This window comes from Streptomyces spinosisporus, from assembly GCF_022698145.1.
Classification (GTDB): domain Bacteria; phylum Actinomycetota; class Actinomycetes; order Streptomycetales; family Streptomycetaceae; genus Streptomyces; species Streptomyces spinosisporus.
Map to the genome: position 1 here is coordinate 305,811 of NZ_JALDAX010000007.1, position 26,835 is coordinate 332,645.

Consider the following 26,835-nt stretch of genomic DNA (forward strand, 5'->3'; position numbering starts at 1 on the left):
CTCGACGCCCGAGAATGCGGTCGGTCTGCGGCACGCCCCCTCACGCCCCGCGGTTTCCCTTCCTGCTGTCGGGGCACTCCGGGCTCTGAACCGCGCGCGCCGCCGCCCACGGCGCCCGCCGCGATGTTTGGATGCCGCGGAAGGACGTAATGGACATCTCGCCGCGACGGTGTGGCGGCCGAGCCCGAGGAGGTGGCGCATGACCCGGCGGACGGCCCTGCTCGCCGCGGCCGAACTGCTCGCCTGGTGGGCCGCGCTCGCAGTCCTGTGGCTGTTTCTCATCAGCACCGTGTACACACTGGAGTTCGTGGTCGGCATCGCCGCCGCGGGCCTGGGCGCACTCGCCGCGTGCGCCGCCAGACGGGCGGTGACCGGGTGGTGAACGGCTGGACGCTCGCCGCGACCGTCGGCCTCGCGGGCGGTCTGGGCGCCGCGCTGTGGGGCGTGGCCACCGGACCGCTGCGCCGCCGGGTCGTCGCGCAGAACCTCGCGACCGCGCTCGCCTGCCCGGGCATGCTGCTCCTCGCGCAGGGCTACGGCCGCCCCGCGTACCTTGACGTCGGCGTAGTCCTCGCGCTGCTCGGGCCCGTCGGCACCCTCGTGTTCGCCCGGCTGCTCGCCGAGGAACTGGCCGAGGACCCGCCGCGCGCCTGGGTGGCGACCTGGACGGTGGCCGCTCTGGGCGCGATCACCGTGATCGCGCTGTGCGTGGCCACGGGGCCGGGCCGCGCGATGGCCAAACTCCTGGTGATCGGCGCCCTGTTGATCGGCGGGAACGTCGTCGCCTCGCGCGCCCTGTCCGGCGGATTCGGGAGGGTCGGACGTGGCTGACGCGGTGATCGTCGTGGCCCTGCTGCTGGTGGCGGCCTCCGCGACCGTGGCGGTGGCCACCCGCGACCCCGCCCGCCAGGCGCTCGTCCTGTCGGTCCTCGGCGTCGTCCTCGCCGTGCTGTTCACCGTGCTCCAGGCACCCGACGTGGGTCTGTCGCAGCTGGCCGTGGGCTCCGCGCTGACACCGCTGCTGCTGATGCTCACCGTCCGCAAGGTCAGACGGTGCGGCCGGGACGAGGAGCAGAAACGGTGAGCCGGCGCGTCCGGCTGTGGCTCGTGCTGACGGGCGGCGCGGGCCTCGCCGTCCTGCTGGTCGCCGCCTGCCTGAACCTGCCGTCCTTCGGCGGTGACCGGCACCCGTACGGCGACCGGGCGGTGCGCGCGTCGATCGCCCGCCACACCGCCAACGTCGTCTCGTCCGTCAACTTCGACCAGCGCGCCTTCGACACCCTCGGCGAGATGACCATCCTCTTCGGCGCCGTCCTCGGCTGTGTGATGCTGCTGCGGCAGACCCGCGACGAACACCGCGCGCGGCCCGAACCCGCCGAAGTCGCCCCGCCCGTACGCCGCTACGCCCTCCTCGTGCTGCCCGTCGCCCTCGTCACCGGCATCTACGTGATCGCGCACGGACAGTTGAGCCCCGGCGGCGGATTCCAGGGCGGCGTCGTCGCCGCCACCGCCCTGCACCTGCTCTACCTCGGCGCCGACTACCGCGCCCTGGAACGCATCCGGCCGCTCGGCGTCTACGAGGTCGGCGACGCGCTCGCCGCCTCGTCCTACGTCGTCCTCGGCCTCGCGGGCCTCCTCGGCTCCACCACCTTCCTCGCCAACTCCCTGCTGCCGTACGGCACGTTCAACACGCTGTCCTCCGGCGGAACCGTTCCCCTGCTGAACGCGGCCGTCGGCATGGAGGTCGCCTGCGCGGTCGTCCTGCTGCTCGCCCGCTTCCTTGACCAGGCCGTCGAGATCGAGAAGGAGAACGGGGAGTGAGACCGCTGTGACCGCCGTGATGCACGTCCTGCCGTACCTGGTGGCGGCGTGGGTGTTCCTGGCCGGCTGCTACGGGTTGGCCACCAGCCGGAATCTGATCCACGCCGTCGGCTGCCTGTCCGTGTGCCAGGCCGCCACCTATGTCCTGCTGCTGGGCGTCGGCTACCGCAAGGACGCCACCGCACCCGTGTTCTCCGACATCAGGCCCGGCTCGCGGCCCGTCGTCGACCCGGTCGTGCAGGCGCTGACCCTCACCGACGTCGTCGTCGGCGCCACCGTCACCGCCCTGCTGCTCGCCCTCGTCGTGCAGATCGCCAAACGCCACGGCACCGTCGACCCCGACGAACTCTCCGAGCTGCGCGGCTGATGAACGACCTGCTGCCGCTGCTCGTCGCCGTCCCGATCCTGGGCGCCGCTCTGCTGGTCGTCGGCAGCCGCCGGATGTCCCGGCCGGTCGCCGAACTGGCGGCCTGCACGGTCTCGGGCGGCACCGCCGGGCTCGCGATCGTGCTGCTGCTGAACTCCTCGCCGCCCATGACCGAGTGGGTCGGCGGCTGGACGCCGGTCAACGGCGAGAGCGTCGGCATCGTGCTGACCGGCGACGGACCCGGCCTCGGCATGGCCGCGCTCGCCTCGCTGCTGACCCTCGCGGCGATGGTGTACTCCTGGCATTACTTCGACGAGCCGCCCCGCCGCCACGCGGGCTCCTTCCCGGCCCTGATGCTGCTCTTCCAGGCCGGCATGTGCGGCTTCGCGCTCGCCGGCGACCTGTTCAACCTGTTCGTCTGGTTCGAGCTGATGAGCGTCGTCGCCTACGCCCTGACCGGGACCCGCGTCGAGGACCCCAAGGTCGTCCAGGGCGCGCTGACCTTCGCGGTCGTCACCTCGCTCGGCGCCTACGCCGTACTGATGGGCATCGGCATGCTCTACGCCCGCACCGGCGAACTGGCGCTGACCCAGATCGGCCGCGGCCTGGACGCCCATGGCGGACCCGACGCGCTCACCCTGGCCGCCTTCGTCCTCATCCTGACCGGCCTGCTGGTCAAGTCCGCCGCCGTGCCCTTCCACTTCTGGCTCCCGGACGCGCACGCCGTGGCACCCACCCCGGTGTGCATGCTGCTGTCCGGAGTGATGGTGGAGCTCGGCACCTACGGCGTCTGGCGGGTGTACGGCACGGTCTTCTCCGGGCCCGGCGGCGTACCCGACGACGACTTCCGGCGCGTCCTCCTCGTCCTCGGCGTCCTGACGGCCGTCGTCGGCGCCGTCATGTGCTGGTACCAACGCCACATCAAACGGCTGCTCGCCTGCTCGACCGTCGCCCACACCGGCCTGTTCCTCATCGGCATCGGCGTCCTGACGCCGGAGGGGGACGACGGGGTCGCGCTCTACGTTCTCGGACACGCCGGAGTGAAGGCCGCCCTGTTCGCCTGCACGGGCGTCCTCCTCGACCGGTACGGCAGCGTCGACGAACGCGCCCTGCACGGCAGGGCGCGCGAACTGCGGCCCGTGGCCGTCATGTACGTGATCGGCGCGCTCGCCCTCGCCGGGCTGCCGCCCTTCGGCACCGCGCTGGGCAAGGCCGTCACGGAGGAGGCGGTGGGCGGCCCGCTGACCGTGCTGATGGTCGCGGCGACCGTCCTGACCGCGGGAGCGGTGCTGCGGGTCGCCGCGGGGGTGTTCTTCGGCCTCGGCCCGGAGCCGCCGGGCAGCGACACGTACGAGACGACCGGCACCGGCGAAGAGCCCGAGACCGGGAGCCGGATCAGCCGGGTCCCCGACACCATGACCGCGGTCCCGGCCGTACTGCTGGCCGCCGCGCTCGCCGTCGGAGTGGCGCCCGGCTTCGCCGGCCTCGTGTCGCACGGCGTCAGCGAGTCGGGTTCCGGCGGACTGGTGGTCTCCGCGCCGCACTGGACCCCGCACGGCGTACTGCTGGGGCTCGCCTCGACCCTGCTCGCCACCGGGCTCGCGGCCCTCGCCGTCACCCGTCCCGCACTGCTCACGGCCCCGGACTGGACTCAGTCCCTGCGCCGCCTGCAGTCCGGGCACGTGGGCGACTATGTGGCATGGCTGCTGGTGGGCGCGGTGCTGCTGGGCGCCCTGGCGCTGCCCGGAGTCACCGGCAGCTGATCAGTGCGCTCCCGGAGCAAGCGCGTGGTCAGCCGTCGTAACTCACCCGCACCTCCTTGAAGCCCAGGGACCGCAGCAGCCCGTCGAGCATGTCGGTGGTGTTGGTCTCGGCGCGCTTGGTCAGCCCGCTGTCCTCGGCCGCCTCGCCGATGTGCTTCACCGCCACCTTCTGCACGGCCTGTTCGCTGTTGGGGTTGTCCGAGAACAGGTCGCCCAGCCGGTCCAGGAGACCGCGCTGCTTGGAGACGGCGTAGGAGCGGTCGGGGTCGAGGGCCGGCTTGCCCAGCGCCGCGTGCGGCAGGTGGAGCGTGGCGGACGTGCGGTCGTCGTTGACGGTCACGTCGTCCTCGCCGACCTTGCCGAGATCGACATAGGCGTCGACGGTGCCCGCGCCGATGTACAGCGTGCGCGAGCCGCGGATCGCGTCGGGCAGGTACTTGGTGTCCTTCTCCAGGTCCACGACGACCTGGAAGTTGCCGGAGGCCGCGTCGTAGCGGCTCATGTCCTGGATGGACTGCAGCAGTGCCGGTCCCGAGCGGTCGTGCGTCTCTGTGCCGAACAGGTCCTTGAGGCCGGGGAGCACGCTCAGCCGGATCCCGGCAAAGAACACCACGAGCACCAGTACGACGGCGGTCACCGCCTTCGACCAGCCGGGCATGCGCCGGGACATACGCCTGATGGGAGTCGTCATGGAGACGGCCCTCCTTCCTACTGTTGCGGATGCCCCTCAAAGCCCCTGCCAGACCGATCCGTTGGGCGAACGGTGCCGCCGATGGAAGCGCAGGGGGCGCACGGGCGCGGAGGGCCCACCCCAGGCACCGCATCGTCATCACGCGTCAGTGCGGCCGCAGTTCACGGTCTCCGGAGGGCCGGGACCACCACACTCCCTCGCCGTGCGTGAGCCCCGGCAGCCGCAGCTCGATCTCACGCACCCGCCGGGCCGGAAGTTCACCGGTGATCACCCAGGCCGTCGACCCGCCCGTCGTCCCCGTGAACTCCGCGCCGAGCGAGGCGAGGTGGGCCGTCACCGGGGCCAGCGCGTCCAGCGGGACCTCCGTCTCGAAGGCGTGGTACGGCTCGTACAGCCGGGTCCCGGCGCGCTCCAGTGCGGCGCGCAGCACGAGCGGGGTGAGGCCCCGGAAGTCGGCGGCCGTGCTGATCGGCGCGCAGTAGCCGGAACGGATCAGCGTGATGCGGTAGTCCGTCACGGACGCGCCGCGCAGCCCGGTGGCCAGGGTGGCGTGCACCGTGTCCTCGATGGCCTGGTGGAAGGCGCGGGGGAGAGCGCCGAGTTCCGTCTCGTAGTCGAAGAGCCCGCCCGAGCCGAGGGGCCCCGGCTCGACCCGCAGCCCGATCGTCGCCCAGTAGCGGGTGCCGAGGTGCCACGGCATCTCCTCCACGGCCTCGCCGATCCCCCGCGGCCGCTCCAGGAACCGCACCCGGCCCGGCTCGAAGTCCGCCTCGATGCCGAAGTCCTGGGCGAGCGTGGCCGCGAGCACCTCCATCTGCACCTCGCCGTACAGCAGCAGCGCGGTGGCGCCGGACGCCGCGGGCCGGGCGTGGATCAGCGGGTCCTGGTCGGCCAGGGTGAGCAGCGCGGTGCGCAGCGCGGCGGCCTGACCGGGACGGCGGGCCCTCACCAGCGTCTCCAGCGTCGGCCGCGCGAAGTGCGGTGCGCGCTCGGCGAGCGGGCCGAGGCGGTCGCCCACCCGTACCCCGTTCAGACCGGTGAGCGCCGCGATGTTCCCGGCGGTGAGCGAGGGCCCGCCCCCGCCGATCACGTCGAGGCCGGTCACCCGTCCGGTGACCTCCGAGGTCCGCCCGTCGGCCTCGCGCCGCAGCAGCGTCAACCGTTGACGCAGCGTCACCTTCCCCTCGTACAGACGCAGATACGCGACCCGCTCGCCGCCCGCGGAAGGCCGTACGGCGAACACGGTGCCGCGCGGTGGTCCGTCGGCGGTCGCGGGTGGCGGCGGGATCAACCCGGTGACGGCCTCGACGAGTTCGGCGACGCCCTGCCCGCCGAGAGCCGAGCCGAACAGGACCGGATGGAACGAGCCGTCGGCGGTGCGTGCCGCCAGGGCCTTGCGCAGTTCGTCCGGCGTGGGCTCGGGGCCGTCCACGACCGCCTCCAGCACGGCCGGATCGACCTCGGCGAGCGCCTCGGCCAGCTGCGGATCCCCGGGCGGACGGGGTGTCACGCGCGCCCCGGCCGTCCCGATGTCCCGCACATCGGTGAGCGGTGCGACGCACGGCGTCAGCCTGCGCCGGATGTCGGCCAGCAGATCCGCCGACCGGGCGCCCGCGCGGTCGATCTTGTTGACGAAGACGACGGTCGGCAGCCGCAGCCGCCGCAGCGTCCGCATCAGCACCCTCGTCTGCGCCTGCACCCCCTCCACGGCGGACAGCAGCAGCACCGCGCTGTCCAGGACCTCCAGGGCCCGCTCCACCTCGGCGATGAAGTCCGAGTGGCCGGGGGTGTCGATGAGATTGATCCGGGTGTCACCGGCGGTGAACGCGGCGACCGCGGAGCGGATGGTGATGCCGCGGCGACGCTCGATGTCGCCGTCGTCCGTACGGGTGTCACCGGCGTCGACACCGCCGAGCCGGTCGATCGCTCCGTGGTCGAACAGCAGCCGCTCGGTGAGGCTGGTCTTACCCGCGTCGACGTGGGCGAGAATTCCGATGTTCAGGGTGGGCATGCGTGGTCGAGTCCTCGTGAACCGTGGGCCGGTGGGGGCACTGGTGGATTCCGAGGAGTCGGCGCATGGGGTCTCCCGAGGTGAGGAACTCGTACGGCGCCATGATGGCGCGCGCACAGAGGCGCGGCGCAACCGGATTTCGTGTCAGTAGCATGTGACTCCCCGACATGATCATGCGAGGAGCGGATCGTGCGAGACATCTCCGTCTTCAGCGGCAGCGCCCACCCCGACCTCGCCGAGGAGGTCTGCGCCCATCTCGGAGTGCCGCTGAGCCCCACCCGCCTGAGCCGGTTCGCCAACGACTGCCTGGAGGTGCAGCTCCAGGCCAACTGCCGCGAGCGCGACGTCTTCCTGATCCAGCCGCTGGTGCGGCCGGTCCAGGAACACCTCGTGGAACTGCTGCTGATGTGCGACGCCGCGCGCGGGGCCTCGGCCGCCCGGATCGCCGTTGTGATGCCGCACTACTCCTACGCCCGCTCCGACAAGAAGGACGCGCCCCGCATCTCGCTCGGCGGCCGGCTGGTCGCGGACCTGCTGGTGGCGGCGGGCGCGAGCCGCGTGTTGACCATGACGCTGCACGCGCCGCAGGTGCACGGCTTCTTCTCGGTGCCGGTCGACCATCTGCACGCCCTGCGCGAACTGGCCGCTCATTTCCGGCAGTACGACCTCTCCCGCACCACCGTCGTCTCGCCGGACCTCGGCAACGCCAAGGAGGCGGCCGCCTTCGCCCGGCTGATCGGTGCGCGGGTGGCCGCCGGCGCCAAGCAGCGGTTCGCCGACGACCGGGTCTCCATCAGCTCGGTGATCGGCGACGTCGCCGGCCGGGACGTCATCGTCCTGGACGACGAGATCGCCAAGGGCAGCACGGTCCTCGAACTGCTCGACCGGCTCAGGGAGCTGGGGCCGCGCTCCATCCGGGTCGCCTGCACGCACGGCCTGTTCGCGGACGGCGCGCTCAAGCGGATCGGCGAGCAGCCCGACGTACTGGAGATCGTGTGCACCAACACCGTGCCAGTCCCGGACGAGGAACGCACCGACAAGCTGCGGATCCTGTCCATCGCGCCGGCCCTCGCCGAGGCCGTCCGTCGCATTCACAACGGCGAGTCCGTCAGTGCCCTGTTCGACGAGCCGCGAAGCGAATAGACATGAGTCAAGGAGCAAGGCTCGGCGTCCAGTGACGCCTCACCCAGGTGACCAGGAGGGCTTGCAGTGGCGAAGGCGAAGTTCGAGCGGACCAAGCCGCACGTGAACATCGGCACGATCGGTCACATCGACCACGGCAAGACGACGCTCACGGCGGCCATCACGAAGGTGCTGCACGACAGGTTTCCCGACCTCAACCCGTACACCCCGTTCGACCAGATCGACAAGGCGCCCGAGGAACGGCAGCGGGGCATCACGATCTCGATCGCCCATGTCGAGTACCAGACCGAGCGCAGGCACTACGCGCACGTCGACTGCCCGGGGCACGCGGACTACATCAAGAACATGATCACGGGCGCGGCGCAGATGGACGGCGCGATCCTGGTCGTGGCGGCCACCGACGGGCCGATGCCGCAGACCAAGGAACATGTGCTGCTGGCCCGGCAGGTGGGCGTGCCGTACATCGTCGTCGCCCTCAACAAGACCGACATGGTGGACGACGAGGAGATCCTGGAACTCGTCGAGCTCGAGGTGCGCGAGTTGCTGACCGAGTACGAGTTCCCCGGCGACGACGTCCCGGTCGTCAAGGTCTCCGCGCTCAAGGCCCTGGAGGGCGACGAGCGGTGGGCCCAGTCCGTGCTCGACCTGCTGGACGCCGTGGACTCGGCGGTCCCCGAGCCGCAGCGCGACGTGGACAAGCCGTTCCTGATGCCGATCGAGGACGTCTTCACCATCACCGGCCGCGGCACCGTCGTCACCGGCCGGATCGAGCGCGGGGTGCTGCACGTCAACCACGAGGTCGAGATCATCGGCATCCACGAGCAGAAGACGAAGACGACCGTCACCGGTATCGAGATGTTCCGCAAACTGCTCGACGAGGGCCGGGCGGGCGAGAACGTCGGACTGCTGCTGCGGGGCATCAAGCGCGAGGACGTGGAGCGCGGACAGGTCGTCATCAAGCCCGGAACGGTCACCCCGCACACGGAGTTCGAGGGGCAGGCCTACATCCTGTCGAAGGACGAGGGCGGCCGGCACACGCCGTTCTTCGAGAACTACCGCCCCCAGTTCTACTTCCGCACGACCGACGTGACCGGTGTGGTGACGCTGCCCAAGGGCACCGAGATGGTCATGCCGGGCGACAACACCAGCATGCACGTGCAGTTGATCCAGCCCATCGCGATGGAGGAGGGCCTGAAGTTCGCCATCCGCGAGGGCGGCCGGACCGTGGGCGCCGGACAGGTGACGAAGATCCTCAAGTAGCCGCCGTCAGGGCGTGACCGCTGTCGTGACGGCCCGCGCAGCGGCCGTCACAACGACCCGGACGTGGCCTCGGGCTGGCCCAGGGCCGCGTCCAGGGTCGGATGCGCCGTCAGCAGCCGGGAAAGGCCGGTGACCCGCATGATGCGCAGGGTGAGCGGATGCGTGCAGACGAGCTGCAGCTCTCCGTCCTGCGTGAGCGCCCGGCTGCGGGCCCGGTAGAGCAGCCGCAGCCCGGAGCAGTCGAAGAAGTCGACCTGGCGCAGGTCGATCACCAGACGGACACCCTGGTGCGCCGTCACTCGGTCCAGATAGGGGGCGATCTCCAGGGCCGCGGCGATGTCGATCTCGCCGTGGAACTCGAGCACCGTGTGCCCTCGGTCCTGGTGGACCCGCAGATGCCGAGTGAGCGGCGCAGGCTCCTGGTGCACGACGACATCGCCTCCAACCTGCTCCGTCCGCTGCGGTGTTGCAGGTCACCGGGGGCCGGGGTGACATCGTGCAGCGAGCGTACGAGCGCAGATGCGTCCCCGGGTCCCCTGTGAGCGCAAATCTGTTTCTTCGCCCTGCAAGTTACCCTCGTTGGAGTGAATTTGAGCATGTTCGATTGACATATGTCTTCGAATTGCGACGAAGGCTTCCTGCAGGGCGATGATCCGCAGGGTGACGAAGAGGCACGGGCGGGATCGGTACCGGTCCGATCAGTCGACCAGCAGGACCAGCTTTCCGGCCGTGCGGTTGGTCTCGCCCTGCCGGTGGGCCTCGGCGGCCTCGGCCAGCGGGAAGGTACCGGCGATCTCGGGGCGCAGCTTCCCCGCCTCCACCAGCTCCGTGATCGCCTCCAGCCCGCTGCGGGAGGCGTCCACGAGCATCCTCAGCGCCCGCACCCCGAGCCGCTCGGCCTCCTCGGGGAAGTCGCTGGAGCCCATCGGGATGATGGAGACGACGATGCCGCCCGGGCGCAGCACCCGCAGCGACCGCATGCCGGTGTCGCCGCCGATGGTGTCCAGCACTACGTCGACGTCCTTCACGGCCTCGGCGAAGTCCGTCTCCCGGTAGTCGATCGTCTCGTCCGCGCCGAGCCCGCGCAGGAACTCGTGCTTGCCCGCGCTCGCGGTGCCGATCACATGCGCGCCGCGCGCCTTGGCGATCTGTACGGCCACATGGCCCACCCCGCCCGCCGCGGCGTGGATCAGCACCCGCTGACCCGGCTGCAGGCCGGCGTTCTCCACGAGGGCCTGCCAGGCGGTCAGGGAGACCAGCGGCAGCGCGCCGGCCTGCGTGTGGTCGACGGAGGCCGGCTTGTGCGCGAACCAGCGCGCCGGGGCGGCGACGTACTCGGCGTGGGAACCGTGCCCGAAGGGGTACGACAGCATGCCGTAGACCTCGTCGCCGGGCTTGAAGTGGGCGACGCCGATGCCGACCGCCTCGACCACCCCGGAGACGTCCCAGCCCAGCACGTAGGGCGGCCGGCCCAGGAAGCCGCCGGTCGCGCGGTGCTTCCAGTCGGTCGGGTTGACGCCGGCGGCGCGGACCCTGACCAGGACCTCGTTGGTGCGCGGCTCGGGGCGCGGCAGTTCCACTTGCTTCAGGACCTCGGGGCCGCCGAGGTCGTCCTGGCTGATGGCTCGCATGGTGTTCACAGTGCTCATGGTGAACCAGCCTGCCCCGGGCCGCCCGGCAAGAAAATGGCACGATTGCCAAGCTTCGATAAGATCGTGCCATGAGCGGTGAACGGCAAGTGGAACGGGTCGTCGTGCTGGCCCTGGACGGCGTCTACCCCTTCGAGCTCGGCATCCCGAGCCGGATCTTCGGCGCGGCCGACGGGCGGTACGAGGTGGTGACCTGCTCCGTCGACGGCCAACCGGTGCGCAGCTGCGCCGACTTCACGATCGGTGTCGAGCACGGGCCGGAGGTGCTGGCCACGGCCGACACGGTGGTGGTCGCCTCCATGACGCCCTCGCACATCCCCACCGAACTGCCCGTGGAGGTCGCCGCCGCGCTCGCCCGGATCCGGCCGGACGCCCGGATCGTGTCCATCTGCACGGCCGCCTTCGTGCTGGCCGCGGCGGGCCTCCTCGAAGGCCGCAGGGCCACTACGCACTGGCAGGTCACCGACCTGTTCCGGCGGCGCTACCCGCAGATCGACGTCGACCCCGACGTCCTGTTCGTGCACGACGGCAGGATCCTCACTTCCGCCGGAGCAGCCTCCGGTGTCGACGTCTGCCTGCACATCGTCCGCACCGACCACGGCAGCGAGCTGGCCAACACCGTGGCCCGCCGCTGCGTCGTACCGCCGTTCCGGGACGGTGGCCAGGCGCAGTACATCGAGCAGCCGGTGCCGCAGAGCGGCGCGGCGAGCACGGCGGCGACCCGGGCCTGGGTCCTGGAACGCCTCGACCAGCCGCTCACCCTCACCGAGTTGGCGGGTCACGCACGCATGAGCCTGCGCACCTTCGCCCGCCGCTTCAACGAGGAGGTCGGTCTCAGCCCCGGCCGCTGGATCGTCCAGCAGCGCGTCGCCCGGGCCCGGCACCTGCTGGAGTCCAGCGACCTCTCCGTCGACCAGATCGCCGGCCAGGTCGGCTTCGCCACGGGCGCCTCCCTCCGTCAACACCTGCACGCGGCCATCGGGGTCTCACCGCAGGCCTACCGCCGCACGTTCCAGACGGCCGCCCGCTAGGGCGGCCCGGCGGCGGTTGCATGGTCAGCGCGACCAGTGGGGCGTCGGCGGCGCCCGCGCGTTCGCGCTCGCACAGCCTGGCGGCCCGCTGTCACCTGGGTCGTCCGGCGGGCGGACGTCAGCGGCTGGTGTGCAGGGCGATCAGCAACTGCCAGACCTCGTCGGCGATGTGACCGGTGTCGGCGTCCAGGAGGCCGTGCAGCCAGTCGGCCAGTACTCCGGCGAAGGTGGCGGCCACGGCTGACGCGATCAGTGGGGCGTCGGCGGCGCCCGCGCATACCCGCCGGCGCAGCCTGTGGGCCCGCGGCCGCATGGGTTCGTCCGGCGGGCGGTGGTCAGCGGCTGGTGTGTAGAGCGATCAGCAACTGCCAGACTTGGTCGGCGATGTGACCGGTGTCGGTGTCCAGGAGGCCGTACAGCCAGTCGGCCAGTACTCCGGCGAAGGTGGCGGCCACGGCGGACGCGATCAGTGGGGCGTCGGCGGCGCCCGCGCGTTCGCGCTCGCGCAGGCTGTAGGCCCGCAGGTCGCGGTGGAGGACCCGGCCGAGGGGGCCGCCGCCGCCCGGGGTCAGCAGGGCGCGGTACAGGTCGGCGTGCGGGGTGAGCGAGTCGAAGAAGGCGGTGAGCGCGGGCGGCGCGTGGACCGGGTCCGGCCGCCCGGTCCAGGAGTGCAGCGCCTCCACGGCCTCCCGTACGACATCCGCGCAGGCGTCGATCGCCAGGTCCTCGATGCCGGCGTAGTGGACGTAGAACGTGGCCCGTCCGACGCCGGCCCTGCGCACCAGCGCGGCCACGCCGACCTCTGCGAGGGGCCTTTTGGCGCACTCCGCGAGCAGGGCCTCCCGCAGCCGCGCCCGGGTGCGTGCGGCCCGCGGATCCTGCGGCGCGGCGCGGGTCACCGCGCGACCAGGACGGCGGCCAGGGCGAGCGCGCCCGGCAGCGCCTGGGCGAACAGGATGCGACGGTTGGCCGTGACGGCGCCGAAGACGCCCGCGACCACGACGCAGCACAGGAAGAAGACCTGGGCGCGGAACCCGGTCGGATCCGCCGCGACGAGGCCCCAGATCAGTCCGGCCGCGAGAAACCCGTTGTAGAGGCCCTGGTTGGCGGCCATCGGGGCGGTCGCCCGTGCCATCTCGCGATCGAACCCGTGCAGCCCCCGCCCGGGCTTCTTCTGCCACAGGAACATCTCCATCACCAGGATGTAGACGTGCAGCGCGGCCACCAGTGCGACCAGCACGTCGGCGAGCGTCTCCATTGCGGACTCCGTGATTTTCTTCCAACTTCCTGGACAGCTGTCCACTATACCTGGACAGCTGTCCAGGAAGTCCCGCTGTCAGTGCCCGTGGGTAGCCTGCGCGCATGACTGACCACCAGGTGATCGTGCGACGGGCTCGTGCCGAGGACATCCCGGGTCTCGTCGCTTCAAGCGCCGGGCTGTTCGCCGAGGACGGCGGCATGCGGGACCGCAGCGTCAACGTCGACTGGCCGCCTCAGTACGGCGCGCGGACGTTCGCCGCCGCACTGGAGGACCCGGCACACCTCGTCCTCGCGGTGGAGCGCGACGGACAGGTCGTCGGGCACCTGCTGGGCACCGTCACCGGGCCCACGGCGAAGCGGACCGTCACCGCAGCGACCCTGGTCAGCATCTACGTCCGCCCCGAGCACCGGCGGGCGCGCGCCGGAGACCGGCTGGTGGAGGAGTTCCTCGACTGGGCCCGGCGGCAGGGGGCCGAGCACGCGGAGGTGACCGCGTACGCGACGAACACGGAGGCCATACGTTTCTACGAGCGCGGCGGCTTCACAGCCATGACGCTCACCCTGCGGCAGGCCCTGTAGGTCCCAGCGGGCGGCTCTCTGGTGCACGCCTATGGGCGAGCCGCGTACACCATCTCCCCTCCCACATAAGTGAGTTCCACCCGCGCGTCGGCGATCGATTCCACGGGCTCCGCGAACACATCACGGTCGAGGACCACGAGATCCGCCAGTGCGCCCACCCGTATCCGGCCGGTCTCGTCGAGGTGGTTCACATGGGCCGAGCCCGCCGTGTACGCCGTCAACGCCTCGGTGAGAGTGAGCCGTTGGCGCGGCAGGAAGACGCGGGAGCCGTCGCCGCCGGGGGCCACGCGGTTGACCGCGACATGGATGCCCTGGAGCGGATCGGGGCTGCTGACCGGCCAGTCGCTGCCGGCCGCGAGCCTCGCGCCCGAGCGCAGCAGCGCGCCGAAGGGGTACTGCCATGCGGCCCGTTCGGACCCCAGGAAGGGAATGGTCAGCTCGTCCATCTGCGGTTCGTGCGCGGCCCACAGGGGCTGGATGTTCGCCGTGGCGCCCAGCCGGGCGAAGCGCGGCACGTCGTCGGGGTGCACGACCTGCAGATGCGCCAGATGCGGCCGGGTGTCGCCCGGCCCGTTCGCCGTCCGCGCCGCCTCGACCGCGTCCAGCGCGTCGCGTACGGCACGGTCGCCCAGCGCGTGGAAGTGGCACTGGAAGCCGAGCGCGTCCAACTCGGTGACGTACTTGGGCAGGTGCCGCGCGTCGATGAAGCTCTTGCCGCGGTTGGCGGTGGCGCAGCCGCACCGGTCCAGGTACGGGTGCAGCAGCGCGGCCGTGCCGTTCTCGGCGACCCCGTCCAGCATCAGCTTGACGCTGCCCGCCCTGAACCGTCCATGGCTCAACGCGGTCCGCTTCTCGACGAGTTCGGGGATCTGCTCGGCCCCGCGCTCACGGTCCCACCACAGCGCGCCGCGGACCCGCGCGGTCAGCGACCCCTCGCGCGCCGCCGCCACATAGGCCCCGGCCGGGTCGTCCATACCGAGGAAGTCCCCGACGAGCGCGTCCTGCCAGGCCGTGATGCCGAGCGCGTGCAGATGCCGCTGCGCGTGCAGCAGTGCCGCCAGCCGGTCCGCCGCCGTGGCCGGTGGTGTCAGCCGCCCGACCAACTGCATCGCGCCCTCCTGCAGCGTGCCGCTCGGCTCGCCCGCCGCGTCCCGCTCGATCCGCCCGTCGTCCGGGTCGGGAGTGGCGGCGTCGATGCCCGTGAGCTCCAGGGCGCGGCTGTTGACCCAGGCGCCGTGGTGGTCGCGGTTGGGCAGATAGACCGGCCGGTCGGGCACCGCCGTATCCAGCAGGGCCTTCGTCGGCGTACCGCCCTCGAAGGCCTCCATGGACCAGCCGCCGCCGAGGATCCACTCCCGCTCGGGATGCGCCTCGGCATACGCCCGAACGACGGCGACCGTCTCCTCGGCCGTCCTGGTCCCGGTCAGATCACACTGCCCGAGCTCCAGCCCCGCCGGGATCGGATGCACATGCGCATCCTGAAACCCGGGCAGCAGCAACCGCCCGTCCAGCTCGACCACTTCGGTCCGCGGCCCGGCGAGCTCGCGCACCTCGTCGTGCCCGATGGCGACGATGCGCCCGCCGGCGACGGCCACAGCGGTGGCGGTACGGCCTTCGGGGGTGAGGACGGGGCCGCCGGTGAAGAGGAGATCTGCTGGCATGGTCCGTTCCTTGTAGAGGAGTTGGGGAGGCAGTCGGCTGGTGCGGTCAGCTGGGGTGCCGGGCTGTCGGGCGTTCACGGCGTTGCCGGCGCGCCAGCCGCGAGCGCGCGCCGGGGCGTGGTCCGGGGTGGCGGATATCTAGGCGGGTCCTTCTCCGCTTCGCGCGCCGCCGGTGAGGAGGAGGTCTGCCGCATGTTCCGTTCCGGTTGGGGGAGTTGAGGTCGGCCGGTCGTTGCCGATCAGCTGGGGTGTTGTTGCGTTCAGGGCGTTGGCAGTGCTGGCCTGTCGGCATGGTCCGTTCCTGGTCAGGGGGTCGGAGTTGGTCGGTGTGGCGATCGGTTGCGGTGTGTCGGCGCCGTGGTGCTGGACGGTGGGCCGCCATCTCGCGGGCCGCCGGTGAGGGACAGGTTTGCTCGCATGTTCCCTCTCCGCTCGCCGAGTTGGGGTCAGTCGGTCGTTGCGATCAGTTGGGGTGCGTCGGCGTTCGTGCCGGTGCCGGTGCGGAAGTACGGTGATCTGCGGACCCACTTGGCCCAGGCGGCGGCCAGGAAGCCCGACGTGATCATCGCCAGGGGAGTGAGGAGCAGGAACCAGCCGTTGTCGGCGCGGAGTTCGAGGTGGTCGGCCGAGGTGTAGAAGGACCGGCCGAGATATCCGCCGAGCCCGAGCAGGATCAGCGCGCTGAGCGTGGGCAGCACCACGGCCCGTACGCCCTCGCGCGGGTTCTCCCGCAGCAGCGAGCGGAAGCGCGCGGCCGCCGCGAGTGCCGTGAGGGCGTAGGACAGGGCGACCACGATGCCCACGGCGCTCACCGTCGCCATGATCATGTCCGCGAGCCGGGGAATGACCAGGGCGAGTGCGGCGATCACCGTCGCCAGCCCGCCGATCAGCAGCGTCCCGGCCGCGGGAGTGCCGTAGCGGCTGCTGACCCTGGACCATACGGGCCCGAGCGTACGGTCGCGGCTCATCGCGAACATCGCGCGGGCCGTCGGGATCACACCGGCCTGCAGTGAGGCGACCGCCGAGAACATCAGCGCCACCAGGGGGAGTGCCGCCAGTGGCTGCGAGGCCAGCCGGTCCCCGAAGAACGCCAGCCCCTCGGCGCCGTGTCCGGCCAACTCCTGCTCGGACAGCACCCGTTGGAAGGCGACCGAGCCGATCAGGAACAGCGTCAGCATGGTGACCAGGGTGATCAGACCGGCCCGGGAGGCGTCCCGTGGATCACGCACCTCCTCGTTGACGCTGAACGCCGCCTCGAAGCCCCAGTAGCAGAACACCGACAGCAGCATCCCCTGGGCGAGCGCGGTCGCCGACGGGATGGCGAACGGGTCGAACCAGCTCAGGCTGAAGGAGTGCGGGCCGTGGACGATGCCGTATCCGCAGAAGCCGAGCAGGACGACGTACTCGAAGATCAGCAGTCCCGTCTGCAGGCGGGCCGCGGTGCGGATGCCGGTGACGGCGGTCAGCGTGACCGCGACGAGGACGACGATGCCGACCGCCGTGGTCTGGGCCGTCGACCCCGGGTCGAGGGCGAGGCCGCCCACCCGGTGCAGCCCGGCCTCCCCGGCGAGCTGGATCAGCGCCGACCCGGTGACCGCGGTCGTATAGGCGAGGAACGCCAGCGTCGCCACGATGTTCACCCAGCCGACCATGAAGCCGAGCCACGGACTGAGTGAACGGCCCACCCAGACATAGCCGTTGCCCGCGTTCGGCTCCACCCGGTTCAGCCGGGAGAAGGCGCCCGCGATACCGAGGACGGGCAGGAACGCCAGCAGCATGATGGCCGGGAGATGCAGTCCGACGACGCCCGCCGTGACGCCCAGGCCGATGCCGATGCTGGTGGTCGCGGCCGTGCTGGAGGCGGCGATGGCGATGCCGTCGAGCACGCCGAGGGACTTGCGCAGCGCGGGTGGCGCGGGTGGGTCTGTGCCGAAGGGCTCGTCGGGCATGGCCGGTCTCCGCTCACACCTGGGGGCCCGGTGGGCCCCGGTGAACGCACATGAAACTGCCCGGAGACTTAACAGGTCAACGGTGTTGTCATAAGGTGCGGTCCGGTGGCGAGGCCGCCACGGCACTCCAAGGAGGCAGCCCATGAGCGAACGCGTCGTCCCGCCCGCCGCCCGGCGGCGCAGGCGCCCCACCAAGCAGGGAGTCGTGCTCTCCGAGGAGCTGATCGTCGAAACCGCCCTGCGGCTGATCGAGGAACACGGCGCGGACGCGCTGTCCGTACGCCGCCTCGGCCGCGCCCTCGGCGCCGACCCGAGCTCCCTGTACCGCTACTTCCGGCACACCGACGACCTGATGCTCGCCATCACCGACGAGCTCATCGGCCGTACGCTGAGCACCTGGCGGCCCACCGGCGACTGGCGCGCCGACCTGCGCGACCTCGGCCTGCGCATGCACGCGGGCGCGCTCGCGCACCCCCGCGCGGCGGTCCTCAGCTCCTACCGCGTGACCGGCCGCGTGCACGAGATCCAGGCTGTCGAGACCATCCTCGGCGTCCTGCGCGACGCCGGCTTCCCCGACCCCGACGCGGTGCGGATCTACCACGCCTTCGTCGACCAGGCCCTCGCCTTCGGCGCCTTCGACTCGGCGAGCGTCGCCCTGCCACAGGCCGCCCGAGAAGCCGAGACGGCCGTCTGGCGAGCGACCTACGCCCGCCTCCCCGCCGACACCCACCCACACATCGCCGCCACGGCCCACCACCTGGTCACCGACATGAGCCACAGCTCCTACCCAGCCGCCCTGGACCTCCTGCTCAGCGCAGCAACGACCCGCCTGTCACAGACCAAGGACAAGTCCTGACGACAGCCCCGGGGCCGACCCCGCCGAGCCTGCCCTCGGGTCTGACGCCCCTGGACCTGCTCCCCGGGGCCTGGCGTCTCTCGGGCCTGACGACCTCCCAGTCTGACGACCTCCCGGGTGTGATGGGTTTCCGGGTCTGATGGGCATGGGGTTTTATGGGCGTCCGGGTCTGATGGCTGCCCGGGGTCTCATGGCTCCCGGGTCTGATGACTGCCCGGGGTCCCATGGCTTCCGGGGTCTGATGACTGCCCGGGATCTCATGGCTTCCCGGGTCTGACACCGCCCGACGTCTGACACCCGCCGGGGGACATCAACAGTCAACGCCCGGAGACCGGCAGCCCTGGAGGCCTGACCACCAGCGCCCGGCGACCGACAGCCCCCGAGGCGACGGGCAACGCCCGATCTGACGCCCCCGGTGGCCGGACGGCCGGCCCCCGGCAACTGACAGCCCCCGAGGCCTCACAGCCACCCCCGGCCACCGGCAACTGAGACACCCCCGCCGGACGGCCACTCCTGCGACTGAAACCGCCGGACCGGGATATCTAACAGAGAGAGCGCGGCGGTGGGGCGCGATGCCCCGTGCCCCTGACCGTACGGAGGAGACATGCCACTGGTGGAAGCTGGCTGGGTGGTGCTCGATTGCGCTGAGCCGGAGAAACTCGCCGTGTTCTACAAGGAGTTGCTGGAGGGGGAGGAGACGGGGGCGAACGCCAACCGGGTGGAGATCAGGGGCGCCGACGGCTTGCGGATGGCCTTCCGGCGTGATGCGAACGCGACTCCGCCGAGCTGGCCGCGCCCGGAGAACTCCCTGCAGGCCCATCTGGACTTCGACGTCGCCGACCTGGACGCGGCGGAGCGCAAGATAGTGGAGCTCGGCGGGCGCCCGCTGGAGACGAGGGACGCGTCCGGACCGTTCGAGCAGCGCAGTTACGCCGACCCGGCCGGACACTCCTTCTCCCTGCGCAGCGCCACACCGACGGCTCCCAAGCAGGGCTGACCCACAGCGAACCGAACAGTCCGGCGAGGCCGGCCGGCTCACCGGCCGGCCCCTCCGGGAGGTCAGTCCCGGCCGCCCTTGTCGCCGGCCGGCCAGACCCCCGTCGAGCGCTCGATCGCCTTCGCGCCCGTACGGTCCACCGCGCTGCGCACCACGGCGAACAGGGCGCCCTGAACGGCGGCGGCGAGCAGGATCTCACCCCAGCCGCGTTCCTTGTCCAGCGCGTCGGGCGCGTCCTCCTCGTGCCGGATCGCCATCCACGTCTTGCGGAAGGCGAGACCGGCGAGCGAGCCGCTGACCCAGCCCATGACGAACCCCATGGGCTTGTAGGCGAGCGGCAGCTTCATTTTCTTCTTCTTCGTCTTCGCCACGTCTGTCTCCTTCGTGTCGCATTGTCGAGTCATCGAGTCATCGAGTCATCGCGCCGCCGAGTCATCGAGTCGTCGACTCGTCGTCATCAGGGCCGCCCCGCGGCGGCGATCTCCTCGGCAGCGGGCACCGGCCCCGGAGGCGTCCCGTCGCCGAACGGCCGCCCACCCAACTCCTCGCGGAAATGGGGCGCGAGCCAGCCCGACAGCTCCGGGCCGACGGGAACGATCCCGGTCGGGTTGATGCCGCTGTGGACCTGGTAGTAGTGCCGTTTGATGTGGTCGAAGTCGACCGTGTCACCGAATCCCGGCGTCTGGTAGAGATCACGGACGTACGCCCACAGGATCGGATTCTCCGTCACCTTCCAGCGGTTGCACTTGAAGTGGCCGTGGTACACGGCGTCGAAGCGGACCAGCGTGGTGAACAGCCGGATGTCCGCCTCGGTGATCGTGTCGCCCACCAGATAGCGCTGCTGCTCCAGCCGCTGCGTCAGCAGCTCCAACCGCCTGAAGACACCGGCGTACGCACCCTCGTACTCCGCCTGGTCGTTGGCGAACCCGGCGCGGTACACCCCGTTGTTGACGTCCTCGTAGACCTCCGCCATCACCGTGTCGATCTCGTCGCGCCGGGCTTGAGGGTAGAGGTCGGGTGCACCGTCGCGGTGCAGGGCCGTCCACTCGGTGGCGAAGTCGAGGGTGATCTGCTGGTAGTCGTTGGTGACGAGCTGTCCGCTCGGGACGTCCACGATCGCGGGCACGCTCACCCCGCCGGGATAGCCGGTCTCCCGGCGGTCGTAGGCCTCGCTGAGGAAACGGATGCCGAGCACCGGGTCCTGGCCGTCCGGGTCCAGGGTGAAACGCCAGCTGCGGTCGTCCTGGATCGGGTCGGCGACCGCCAGGGACAGGGCGTTCTCCAGGCCGAGGAGACGGCGGGAGACCAGCGCCCGGCTCGCCCACGGACAGGCGCGGCTGACCACCAGCCGGTAACGGCCGGCCTCCACCGGCCAGCCGTCCCGGCCGTCCGCCGTGATCCGGTCCGCGAAGTGGCTCTTGGACCGCTTGAACGGCTTCTTCCCGTACGTGCTGTTGCCCCCGCCGCCCATGGTGCCTCCCTGAAGTGCGTGTCCCCGGTCTACGCGTTCCCCGAATTCAGCCTGCCGCACGGTGTGATCCGCCGGGAGAGGGGCATTCGGCGTAGGTGACCGGGACATCCACTGATACCAAGGCCGATCGCAGGACTCGTGTCACCGTGCTGGTGGCACTGGCAGCCAATCTTCTGATCGCGGTGGCGAAGGCCGTCGGCGGTCTGTTCGCGGGATCGCCCGCGCTGCTGTCGGAGGCGGCACACTCCGTCGCCGACAGCCTCAACGAGGTCTTCCTGCTGGCCGCGCTGCGCCGCAGCAAGCGCCCTGCCGACGAGCGGCATCCCTTCGGCTACGGCAAGGAGCGGTTCTTCTGGTCGCTCCTCGCGGCCGTCGGGATCTTCGTCATGGGCGGCTGCTTCTCCTTCTTCCAGGGATTCGAGGCCCTCAAGAGTGGCGCCGACGAGAAGACCAGCGGCTATGTGGCGGGCCTGATCGTGCTCGGCGTCGCCTTCCTCGCCGAGGGCGTCTCCCTGCTGCGGGCCCTGCAGCAGGTGCGCCGTCAGGGCGGCAAGGAGGGCCTGCGCGACCCCGCGCTGCGCACGGTGGTCGCCGAGGACGGCACCGCGGTGCTCGGTGTGACCCTGGCCGCCGCGGGCATGGCGCTCCACATGGTCACGGGGCAGGTCGTGTGGGAGGCCTCGGCGTCCTTCGCGATCGGCGCGCTGCTCGTCTTCATCGCCTACCACCTGGGCCGCGAGGCCCGTGACCAGCTGATCGGGGAGGCCGCGGACCCGGAGACGGCGGCCCGGATCCAGGAAGTGCTGAGCGCGCAGCCCGAGATCGACAGCGTGGAGGCGGTCTTCACCATGAAGACCGGTCTCGACTCGGCGCTGGTGGCGGCCCGCGTCGACCTGGTGCCCGGAATGGACAGCGAGCGGGTCGAGGACGTCGCCGTACGGATCAAGCGGTCCCTGGCCCGCCTGGTCTCCGAGGCCGACCAGATCTTCCTCGACATCACCGACCGCCGGGCCGAGGAGGCACGGGAAAGCCCCGCCGCGACGGGGGAACGCGGCGGGGCCTGACACTCGGGTGCCCGGGGCCGTCCGCTTCATGCACCGCGGACGAAGATTTTTTCCCGGGCCCCTACGAGCGCTACGGCGTCGCCGGTTCCAGCACGAAGACCGGGATCTGCCGGTCCGTGCGCTTCTGGTAATCGGCGTACGGCGGGTACGCCGCGACGGCGCGCTCCCACCACTCGGCCTTCTCCGCGCCGGTCACCTCACGGGCCGTCATGTCCCATTTCTGCGGGCCGTCCTGGAGCTCCACATGGGGGTCGCCCTTGAGGTTGTGGTACCAGACGGGGTGCTTGGGAGCGCCGCCCTGGGAGGCGACCAAGGCGTACCGCCCCTCGTGTTCGACGCGCATCAGCGGCGTCTTGCGGATCTTGCCGCTCTTGACGCCGCGGCTCGTGAGCACGATCACGGGCAGGCCGGTCTCGCGCAGGGTCGTCCCCTTCGTGCCGCCGGAGCTCTCGTACAGCTCCACCTGATCGCGCACCCACTGCTCCGGGCTGGGTTCGTACTCACCCTCTAGAGGCATGTCATCCGTCCCATCGTCGACTGATCACCGACGTCACTGTCGATCGGCACCGTGGTCCAACGCCGGTCCGTCCGTGATTCATCCACCACGGTCACCACGGTGGTCCCTATCGGGCCACCACCATCCGTAGTGCCAGCGACAAGATCACGCCACTCGACAGCAGCGCGGTCACCAGCCGGCCCCGGTGACCCGTGAGCATCCGGCCCAGCAGGGCCCCGCCCACGGCGAGCAGCAGCTGCCAGCTCGCGGACGCGGCGAAGGCCGCCAGGACGAAGACGCCCTCCTCCAGGGGCGCCACCGCCTCGGAGGTCCGGGTGCCGAGCACCAGCGCGGCGAAGTAGATCACCGTGGTGGGGTTGAGCAGCGTGATCCCCAGCAGGCTCAGATACGCCCGCGCCGCACTCGGGGGAGGCGGAGCCGAACGGGCCGCGAGCCGGTGGCCGCGGTACTGCCGTACGGCCACCACCGCGCCCCGGACCGCGAGCACCGCCAGCACCAGGGCGGAGGCCCAGCGCAGCGGCACCAGCACCGGCCGCAGGGCCGCGGCAAGGGCGGAGCCGCCGAGGGTGGCGAGCAGGGCGTAGAGGCCGTCGGCGGTGGCGACGCCGAGCGCGGCGCAGGCGCCGGTCCGCAGGGACGTACGAGCTGACAGGGAGACCAGATAGGTCGCGACGGCGCCGACGGGCACGGCGATGCCGTAGCCCGCGACCAGCCCCGCGACGAGCGCGGCGGTCACGCCGTGGGAAGCGTCGGCCTCCACGGCGGGCCGGGCTGCTGCTGGGACCGGACCGGGGAGGTCGCGGTGGTCAGCGGCAGGAAGGCTTCGGTCGTAGGCATGACGGGATTGTGGGGGCCGGTGCCCGCGGTCCACAACCGAATTTGGATGCCTGAGCGAGCATCCCCGGCCAGAATGCCCGCACCACCGATCTGGCCGAACTTCACGTCGTTCGCTGGATGCCTCGGGCATCTAATGAAGATCTGCACGACGCACTCTTCGTCTGCGAGGTCTTCCATGCCGGAAACGGAACCTGTGGCATTCCCCCAGGACCGGACCTGTCCCTACCACCCCCCAACCGGCTACGAGCCCCTGCGCACCACCCGCCCACTGAGCCGGATCACGCTCTACGACGGCCGTCCGGCCTGGCTGGTCACGGGCCACGCCCTGGCCCGCGATCTGCTCGCCGACCAGCGGCTGTCGACCGACCGCGACCATCCCGACTTCCCCGCAACCACCAAGCGGTTCGCCGCGGTACGGAACCGGAAGGTCGCGCTGCTCGGTGTCGACGACCCGGAGCACCGCACCCAGCGGCGGATGATGGTGCCCAGCTTCACCCTGCGGCGTGCCGCGGAACTGCGCCCGAGCATCCAGCGGATCGTGGACGGGCGGCTCGACGCGATGATCGAGCAGGGGCCGCCGGCCGAGCTGGTGAGCGCGTTCGCGCTGCCCGTGCCGTCCATGGTGATCTGCGCCCTCCTCGGCGTCCCCTACGCCGACCACGAGTTCTTCGAGGGGCAGTCGCGGCGGCTGCTGCGCGGGCCCCGGGTCGAGGACGTGCAGGATGCGCGCAGTCAACTGGACGCGTATTTCGAGGAGTTGATCGACCGCAAGGAGAAGGAGTCCGAACCGGGCGACGGGGTGCTGGACGAGCTGGTCCACCGGCAGCTGCGCGAAGGGGAGTTGGACCGCGAGGAGGTCATCGCCTTTGCGACCATCCTGCTGGTCGCGGGGCATGAGACGACCGCCAACATGATCTCCCTCGGGACCTTCACGCTCCTTCAGCACCCGGAGCGGCTGGCCGAGTTGCGCGACACTCCCGAGCTGCTGCCGGCCGCGGTCGAGGAGCTGATGCGCATGCTGTCGATCGCGGACGGGCTGCTGCGTAGGGCCACCGAGGACATCGAGGCGGGCGGTACGACGATCCGGGCGGGCGACGGCGTCATCTTCGCGACCTCCGTCATCAACCGCGACGAGGAGGTCTACGCCGCGCCCGACACCCTCGACTGGCACCGGTCCGCCCGCCACCATGTGGCGTTCGGCTTCGGCATCCACCAGTGCCTGGGCCAGAACCTGGCCCGCGCCGAGCTGGAGATCGCCCTGCACTCCCTGTTCGACCGGCTGCCGAAGCTGCGTCTCGCCGTCCCGGCGGACGAGATCCCCTTCAAGCCCGGAGACACGATCCAGGGGATGCTGGAACTCCCCGTGACCTGGTAAGAGGCTGCAGGCCATGCACATCGACATCGACAAGGACGTCTGTATCGGCGCGGGCCAGTGCGCCCTGGCCGCCCCGAACGTCTTCACCCAGGACGATGACGGCTTCAGCATGCTGCTGCCCAGCAGCGAGAACGGCACCGAAGACCCGATGACCCGCGAGGCCTCCCGAGCCTGCCCGGTGGGCGCCATCACGCTCTCCGAGAAGTAGGCCTACGCCGGCCCGCACGGCACTGCTGCGCGGCCCGGCGCCGTCGGCATGTTTGCTGCTTTCGGCGGCGGGTCGGCGGCTCGGCGGGTGGGGGGTATATGGACCTGTGCGGTGGCGCAGTACGGCTCGCTGCCCTTCACCTGGCGCCCGTGCCCCCGCGTCGGGCTCGGCGCGCCCGTGCCCGAGCAGCGCGTCTTGGTCGGGCCACGCGGTGATGCGCCGCGGCTGGCCGCCTCGCCCGCTGGTCTCGGCCGGTTCGTCGCTTTCAGCGGGTCGGCGGGGCCGCCTCGCCCTGCTCGGCTGCTTGTGTCCGGCGGCTTTTCCTTCGCCGGTCGGCTCGGCGCGCCCGAGCCGTGTGGCTCCGGTTGGCCGCGCGGTGGTGCTGTGCGGCTCGGTGTCTTGCCTGGTGGTTTCGGCCTGTTCGTTGGGTTCGGCGGCGGGTGGCCTCGTGCGGCTCGGCGGCTTTCGCTCAGCGCTCTTGCGTTCCTCGGCGGGTTTGGCGCGCCCGAGTCGTGCCTCCGGCTGGCCGTGCGGTGGGGCCGTGCGACTCGGGCGGCTTTCGCCCGGTGCTCTTCCTTGCCGTGTCCGAACGGTGAGGTTTCGGCTTCCGAGGTCATGCCCCGTGGGCTCGTGTGTGCCCGTGTCGGGGTCGGGTGGGGGGTCAGGTTGAGTGGAGCAGCGCGGCTGCCGCTTGGCGGGCTTCCCGGGCCGGTTCTGGGGTTGCGGTGATGCCGGCGGTGACCATGGCGCCTTCTGCGAGGAGGAAGAGCCGGCCGGTCAGGGGGGCGGGGAGGCCCGCGTCGGCTACCAGGTCGGCTAGGTAGGCGCGGAACGCGCGTTTGTGGCTGCGGACTTGGGCCACCACGCGGGACGAGGTGGCGCCCAGCTCGCCGTAGGAATTTATCCAGGCGCAGCCGCGGAAGCCGGGTTCGCCGAACCAGCGCTCCAGCCAGTCGAAGACCGCCAGGATCCGCTCCTCGGGGTCCTCGTGGCCCTGCACGAACTCGGCGAGGCGCCCGCGCCAGCGCACGTCGCGCCGCTCCAGATACGCCTCCACCAGTTGCTCCTTGGCGGGGAACAGCTGGTAGAGCCGCTTCAGCGAGACCCCCGACGCGGCCCGGATGTCGTCCATGCCGACGGCCTGGATGCCCCGCCCGTAGAACAACTCCTCGGCGGCGTCCAGCGCCTGCTCGCGGGCGACCGCGCGGTCCATGACGGCCATGCTGCGAACGACCTCCTTGACGTGAGAACGAGCGTTCTCCTACGGTAGCAGCCCAGCGGAGAACGGACGTTCTCCAATAAGTGTGCGCCCGCCGAGGAGGAACCCCCATGGCCGACCGCCCGCCCCTGCCCCCCTTCACCCGCGAGACCGCCGCGCAGAAGGTCCAGGCCGCCGAGGACGCCTGGAACACCCGCGACCCGCACAAGGTGTCGCTCGCCTACTCCGAGGACTCGGTCTGGCGCAACCGCGACACCTTCGTGAAGGGTCGCGCCGAGATCGTCGAACTCCTCACCGCCAAGTGGCAACGCGAACTGGACTACGCCCTGCGCAAGGACCTGTGGGCCTTCGACGGCAACCGCATCGCCGTCCGCTTCCAGTACGAGTGCCACGACGCCGACGGCCAGTGGTACCGCTCCTACGGCAACGAACTGTGGGAGTTCGACGAGCACGGTCTGATGACCCGCCGCGAGGCCAGCATCAACGACGTGCCGATCGAGGAGAAGGAGCGCCGCATCCACGGCCCGCGCCCCGAAGCCGAACGGGGTCGCTCCTTCCCCCTTCAGTAGGGTTCCCGAGTGACCCAACACCCCCCGAAACCCTTCCTCTACGTCGTCGTCTGCGCCGCCGGCGTCGCCGCGGACGTCGGCAGACTGATCACCGCCGCGCAGGAACGGGGCTGGGACGTCGGCGTCTTCGCGACACCGGTCGCCATGAACGGCTTCTTCGACACCGCCGCCGTGGAGGCGCAGACCGGCCGCCCCATCCGCTCCGCATGGCGAACTCCCGGTGAGCCGCGGCCCTTTCCGCCGCCCGACGCCGTCGTGGTCGCGCCCGCCACCTTCAACACCATCAACAAGTGGGCGGCGGGCCTGGCCGACACCCTGGCGGTGGCGACCCTGTGCGAGACCTGCGGCATGGGCGTCCCCGTCGCCGTACTCCCGTGCGTGGCCGACACGTTGGCCACCCACCCCGCCTACCAGGACAGTCTGGTACGGCTGCGCGGGATGGGCGTCCGGTTCGGCGAGCCCTACTCGGGCGAGGAACAGGGCGGCGTACGGCCCGAGTTCCCGTGGGAGAGGGCGCTGGACCTGCTGGACTGACGC

Annotated in this window: 30 protein-coding genes and 1 pseudogene; 17 read left to right on the forward strand and 14 right to left on the reverse strand. The window is 71.2% G+C overall.

Annotated elements, in window-relative coordinates; translation table 11 throughout:
* Positions 1-199 precede the first annotated feature (199 nt).
* The 6 genes from MQN93_RS20875 to MQN93_RS20900 are packed head-to-tail and all read left to right on the forward strand — an operon-like array spanning position 200 to position 3,951.
* Entirely contained in the window at positions 200-382 is a 183-nt protein-coding gene (locus tag MQN93_RS20875) for a hypothetical protein (protein WP_242710746.1), read from the forward strand.
* Positions 379-831, forward strand: coding sequence for an MrpF/PhaF family protein (locus MQN93_RS20880; RefSeq protein ID WP_242710833.1), 453 nt, complete (start codon positions 379-381; stop codon positions 829-831). Before MQN93_RS20875 ends, MQN93_RS20880 begins: the two co-directional genes overlap by 4 nt.
* On the forward strand, positions 824-1,084 hold the full coding sequence (locus tag MQN93_RS20885; protein ID WP_242710747.1) for a Na(+)/H(+) antiporter subunit B: 261 nt from the start codon (positions 824-826) through the stop codon (positions 1,082-1,084). Before MQN93_RS20880 ends, MQN93_RS20885 begins: the two co-directional genes overlap by 8 nt.
* Positions 1,081-1,821 carry an MnhB domain-containing protein gene (locus MQN93_RS20890; RefSeq protein ID WP_242710748.1) on the forward strand — a complete coding sequence of 247 codons (741 nt, stop codon included), beginning with the start codon at positions 1,081-1,083 and terminating at the stop codon, positions 1,819-1,821. Before MQN93_RS20885 ends, MQN93_RS20890 begins: the two co-directional genes overlap by 4 nt.
* Before the next feature lie 19 nt (positions 1,822-1,840).
* Complete coding sequence (locus tag MQN93_RS20895) at positions 1,841-2,188, forward strand: sodium:proton antiporter (RefSeq protein ID WP_242710834.1); 348 nt, start codon at positions 1,841-1,843, stop codon at positions 2,186-2,188.
* Positions 2,188-3,951: a complex I subunit 5 family protein gene (locus MQN93_RS20900; RefSeq protein WP_242710749.1), complete on the forward strand. Its 1,764-nt coding sequence runs from the start codon at positions 2,188-2,190 to the stop codon at positions 3,949-3,951. The genes MQN93_RS20895 and MQN93_RS20900 overlap by 1 nt, the downstream gene beginning before the upstream one ends.
* A gap of 28 nt (positions 3,952-3,979) precedes the next feature.
* Here MQN93_RS20900 and MQN93_RS20905 read toward each other — a convergent pair whose 3' ends face one another.
* Together MQN93_RS20905 and otr(A) are read right to left on the reverse strand one after the other, a co-directional pair.
* Positions 3,980-4,642 (reverse strand): DUF4230 domain-containing protein, encoded by a 663-nt coding sequence (locus MQN93_RS20905; RefSeq protein WP_242710750.1) that lies wholly within the window; start codon positions 4,640-4,642, stop codon positions 3,980-3,982.
* A 145-nt stretch (positions 4,643-4,787) separates the two neighbouring features.
* Positions 4,788-6,653 (reverse strand): tetracycline resistance ribosomal protection protein Otr(A), encoded by a 1,866-nt coding sequence (otr(A), locus tag MQN93_RS20910; protein ID WP_242710751.1) that lies wholly within the window; start codon positions 6,651-6,653, stop codon positions 4,788-4,790.
* Between the two features lie 189 nt (positions 6,654-6,842).
* Between otr(A) and MQN93_RS20915 the strand changes: the two genes are divergently transcribed.
* Together MQN93_RS20915 and tuf are read left to right on the forward strand one after the other, a co-directional pair.
* Positions 6,843-7,796: a ribose-phosphate diphosphokinase gene (locus MQN93_RS20915; RefSeq protein ID WP_016430777.1), complete on the forward strand. Its 954-nt coding sequence runs from the start codon at positions 6,843-6,845 to the stop codon at positions 7,794-7,796.
* A 66-nt stretch (positions 7,797-7,862) separates the two neighbouring features.
* A complete protein-coding gene (gene tuf / locus MQN93_RS20920; RefSeq protein ID WP_242710752.1) occupies positions 7,863-9,056 on the forward strand; it encodes an elongation factor Tu in 1,194 nt (397 codons plus the stop codon).
* A gap of 47 nt (positions 9,057-9,103) precedes the next feature.
* Here tuf and MQN93_RS20925 read toward each other — a convergent pair whose 3' ends face one another.
* Both MQN93_RS20925 and MQN93_RS20930 read right to left on the reverse strand, forming a co-directional pair.
* Positions 9,104-9,484: an anti-sigma factor antagonist gene (locus MQN93_RS20925; protein ID WP_242710753.1), complete on the reverse strand. Its 381-nt coding sequence runs from the start codon at positions 9,482-9,484 to the stop codon at positions 9,104-9,106.
* A 270-nt stretch (positions 9,485-9,754) separates the two neighbouring features.
* Positions 9,755-10,705, reverse strand: a complete 951-nt coding sequence (locus tag MQN93_RS20930) for an NADP-dependent oxidoreductase (RefSeq protein WP_242710754.1) — start codon at positions 10,703-10,705, stop codon at positions 9,755-9,757.
* A 71-nt stretch (positions 10,706-10,776) separates the two neighbouring features.
* On the opposite strand from MQN93_RS20930, the gene MQN93_RS20935 reads away from it, so the two are divergent.
* Positions 10,777-11,736 carry a GlxA family transcriptional regulator gene (locus MQN93_RS20935; RefSeq protein ID WP_242710755.1) on the forward strand — a complete coding sequence of 320 codons (960 nt, stop codon included), beginning with the start codon at positions 10,777-10,779 and terminating at the stop codon, positions 11,734-11,736.
* Positions 11,737-11,854: 118 nt separating this feature from the next.
* On the opposite strand, the pseudogene MQN93_RS20940 reads toward MQN93_RS20935, so the two are convergent.
* The 3 genes and pseudogenes from MQN93_RS20940 to MQN93_RS20950 form a co-directional block, all read right to left on the reverse strand.
* Positions 11,855-12,040: pseudogene (locus MQN93_RS20940) on the reverse strand (TetR/AcrR family transcriptional regulator); the annotation flags it as partial.
* Positions 12,041-12,071: 31 nt separating this feature from the next.
* Positions 12,072-12,635 carry a TetR/AcrR family transcriptional regulator gene (locus tag MQN93_RS20945; protein WP_242710756.1) on the reverse strand — a complete coding sequence of 188 codons (564 nt, stop codon included), beginning with the start codon at positions 12,633-12,635 and terminating at the stop codon, positions 12,072-12,074.
* Positions 12,632-12,994 (reverse strand): DUF1304 domain-containing protein, encoded by a 363-nt coding sequence (locus MQN93_RS20950; RefSeq protein WP_016430771.1) that lies wholly within the window; start codon positions 12,992-12,994, stop codon positions 12,632-12,634. The genes MQN93_RS20945 and MQN93_RS20950 overlap by 4 nt, the downstream gene beginning before the upstream one ends.
* Positions 12,995-13,098: 104 nt before the next feature.
* On the opposite strand from MQN93_RS20950, the gene MQN93_RS20955 reads away from it, so the two are divergent.
* Positions 13,099-13,575, forward strand: coding sequence for a GNAT family N-acetyltransferase (locus MQN93_RS20955; RefSeq protein WP_242710757.1), 477 nt, complete (start codon positions 13,099-13,101; stop codon positions 13,573-13,575).
* A 29-nt stretch (positions 13,576-13,604) separates the two neighbouring features.
* On the opposite strand, the gene MQN93_RS20960 is transcribed toward MQN93_RS20955, so the two are convergent.
* Both MQN93_RS20960 and MQN93_RS20965 read right to left on the reverse strand, forming a co-directional pair.
* Complete coding sequence (locus MQN93_RS20960; protein WP_242710758.1) at positions 13,605-15,236, reverse strand: amidohydrolase; 1,632 nt, start codon at positions 15,234-15,236, stop codon at positions 13,605-13,607.
* 446 nt (positions 15,237-15,682) lie between these two features.
* The gene (locus MQN93_RS20965; RefSeq protein WP_242710759.1) at positions 15,683-17,185 is read right to left on the reverse strand and encodes an APC family permease; all 1,503 of its coding nucleotides are present in this window, start codon (positions 17,183-17,185) and stop codon (positions 15,683-15,685) included.
* Positions 17,186-17,327: 142 nt separating this feature from the next.
* On the opposite strand from MQN93_RS20965, the gene MQN93_RS20970 reads away from it, so the two are divergent.
* Positions 17,328-18,041, forward strand: coding sequence for a TetR/AcrR family transcriptional regulator (locus tag MQN93_RS20970; RefSeq protein WP_242710760.1), 714 nt, complete (start codon positions 17,328-17,330; stop codon positions 18,039-18,041).
* 604 nt (positions 18,042-18,645) lie between these two features.
* Positions 18,646-19,038, forward strand: coding sequence for a VOC family protein (locus tag MQN93_RS20975; RefSeq protein WP_016430766.1), 393 nt, complete (start codon positions 18,646-18,648; stop codon positions 19,036-19,038).
* A 62-nt stretch (positions 19,039-19,100) separates the two neighbouring features.
* Here MQN93_RS20975 and MQN93_RS20980 read toward each other — a convergent pair whose 3' ends face one another.
* Positions 19,101-19,385: a DUF4235 domain-containing protein gene (locus MQN93_RS20980; protein WP_037780709.1), complete on the reverse strand. Its 285-nt coding sequence runs from the start codon at positions 19,383-19,385 to the stop codon at positions 19,101-19,103.
* A gap of 110 nt (positions 19,386-19,495) precedes the next feature.
* Complete coding sequence (locus MQN93_RS20985) at positions 19,496-20,509, reverse strand: glutathione S-transferase family protein (RefSeq protein ID WP_242710761.1); 1,014 nt, start codon at positions 20,507-20,509, stop codon at positions 19,496-19,498.
* A 146-nt stretch (positions 20,510-20,655) separates the two neighbouring features.
* Between MQN93_RS20985 and MQN93_RS20990 the strand changes: the two genes are divergently transcribed.
* Positions 20,656-21,573 carry a cation diffusion facilitator family transporter gene (locus MQN93_RS20990; protein WP_242710762.1) on the forward strand — a complete coding sequence of 306 codons (918 nt, stop codon included), beginning with the start codon at positions 20,656-20,658 and terminating at the stop codon, positions 21,571-21,573.
* Between the two features lie 70 nt (positions 21,574-21,643).
* On the opposite strand, the gene MQN93_RS20995 is transcribed toward MQN93_RS20990, so the two are convergent.
* Both MQN93_RS20995 and MQN93_RS21000 read right to left on the reverse strand, forming a co-directional pair.
* Positions 21,644-22,090, reverse strand: a complete 447-nt coding sequence (locus tag MQN93_RS20995; RefSeq protein WP_242710763.1) for a nitroreductase family deazaflavin-dependent oxidoreductase — start codon at positions 22,088-22,090, stop codon at positions 21,644-21,646.
* 106 nt (positions 22,091-22,196) lie between these two features.
* Positions 22,197-22,826 carry a LysE family transporter gene (locus tag MQN93_RS21000; protein WP_037780707.1) on the reverse strand — a complete coding sequence of 210 codons (630 nt, stop codon included), beginning with the start codon at positions 22,824-22,826 and terminating at the stop codon, positions 22,197-22,199.
* Between the two features lie 276 nt (positions 22,827-23,102).
* Here MQN93_RS21000 and MQN93_RS21005 point away from each other — a divergent pair, with 276 nt between their 5' ends.
* Together MQN93_RS21005 and MQN93_RS21010 are read left to right on the forward strand one after the other, a co-directional pair.
* Positions 23,103-24,302 (forward strand): cytochrome P450, encoded by a 1,200-nt coding sequence (locus tag MQN93_RS21005; RefSeq protein ID WP_242710764.1) that lies wholly within the window; start codon positions 23,103-23,105, stop codon positions 24,300-24,302.
* Positions 24,303-24,315: 13 nt separating this feature from the next.
* A complete protein-coding gene (locus tag MQN93_RS21010; protein WP_016430759.1) occupies positions 24,316-24,510 on the forward strand; it encodes a ferredoxin in 195 nt (64 codons plus the stop codon).
* Positions 24,511-25,171: 661 nt separating this feature from the next.
* Here the strand turns inward: MQN93_RS21010 and MQN93_RS21015 are convergent.
* A complete protein-coding gene (locus tag MQN93_RS21015; protein ID WP_242710835.1) occupies positions 25,172-25,723 on the reverse strand; it encodes a TetR/AcrR family transcriptional regulator in 552 nt (183 codons plus the stop codon).
* Between the two features lie 116 nt (positions 25,724-25,839).
* Between MQN93_RS21015 and MQN93_RS21020 the strand changes: the two genes are divergently transcribed.
* Positions 25,840-26,298 (forward strand): nuclear transport factor 2 family protein, encoded by a 459-nt coding sequence (locus MQN93_RS21020; protein WP_242710765.1) that lies wholly within the window; start codon positions 25,840-25,842, stop codon positions 26,296-26,298.
* A 9-nt stretch (positions 26,299-26,307) separates the two neighbouring features.
* Positions 26,308-26,832, forward strand: a complete 525-nt coding sequence (locus MQN93_RS21025) for a flavoprotein (protein ID WP_242710766.1) — start codon at positions 26,308-26,310, stop codon at positions 26,830-26,832.
* The last annotated feature ends 3 nt before the right edge of the window (positions 26,833-26,835 follow it).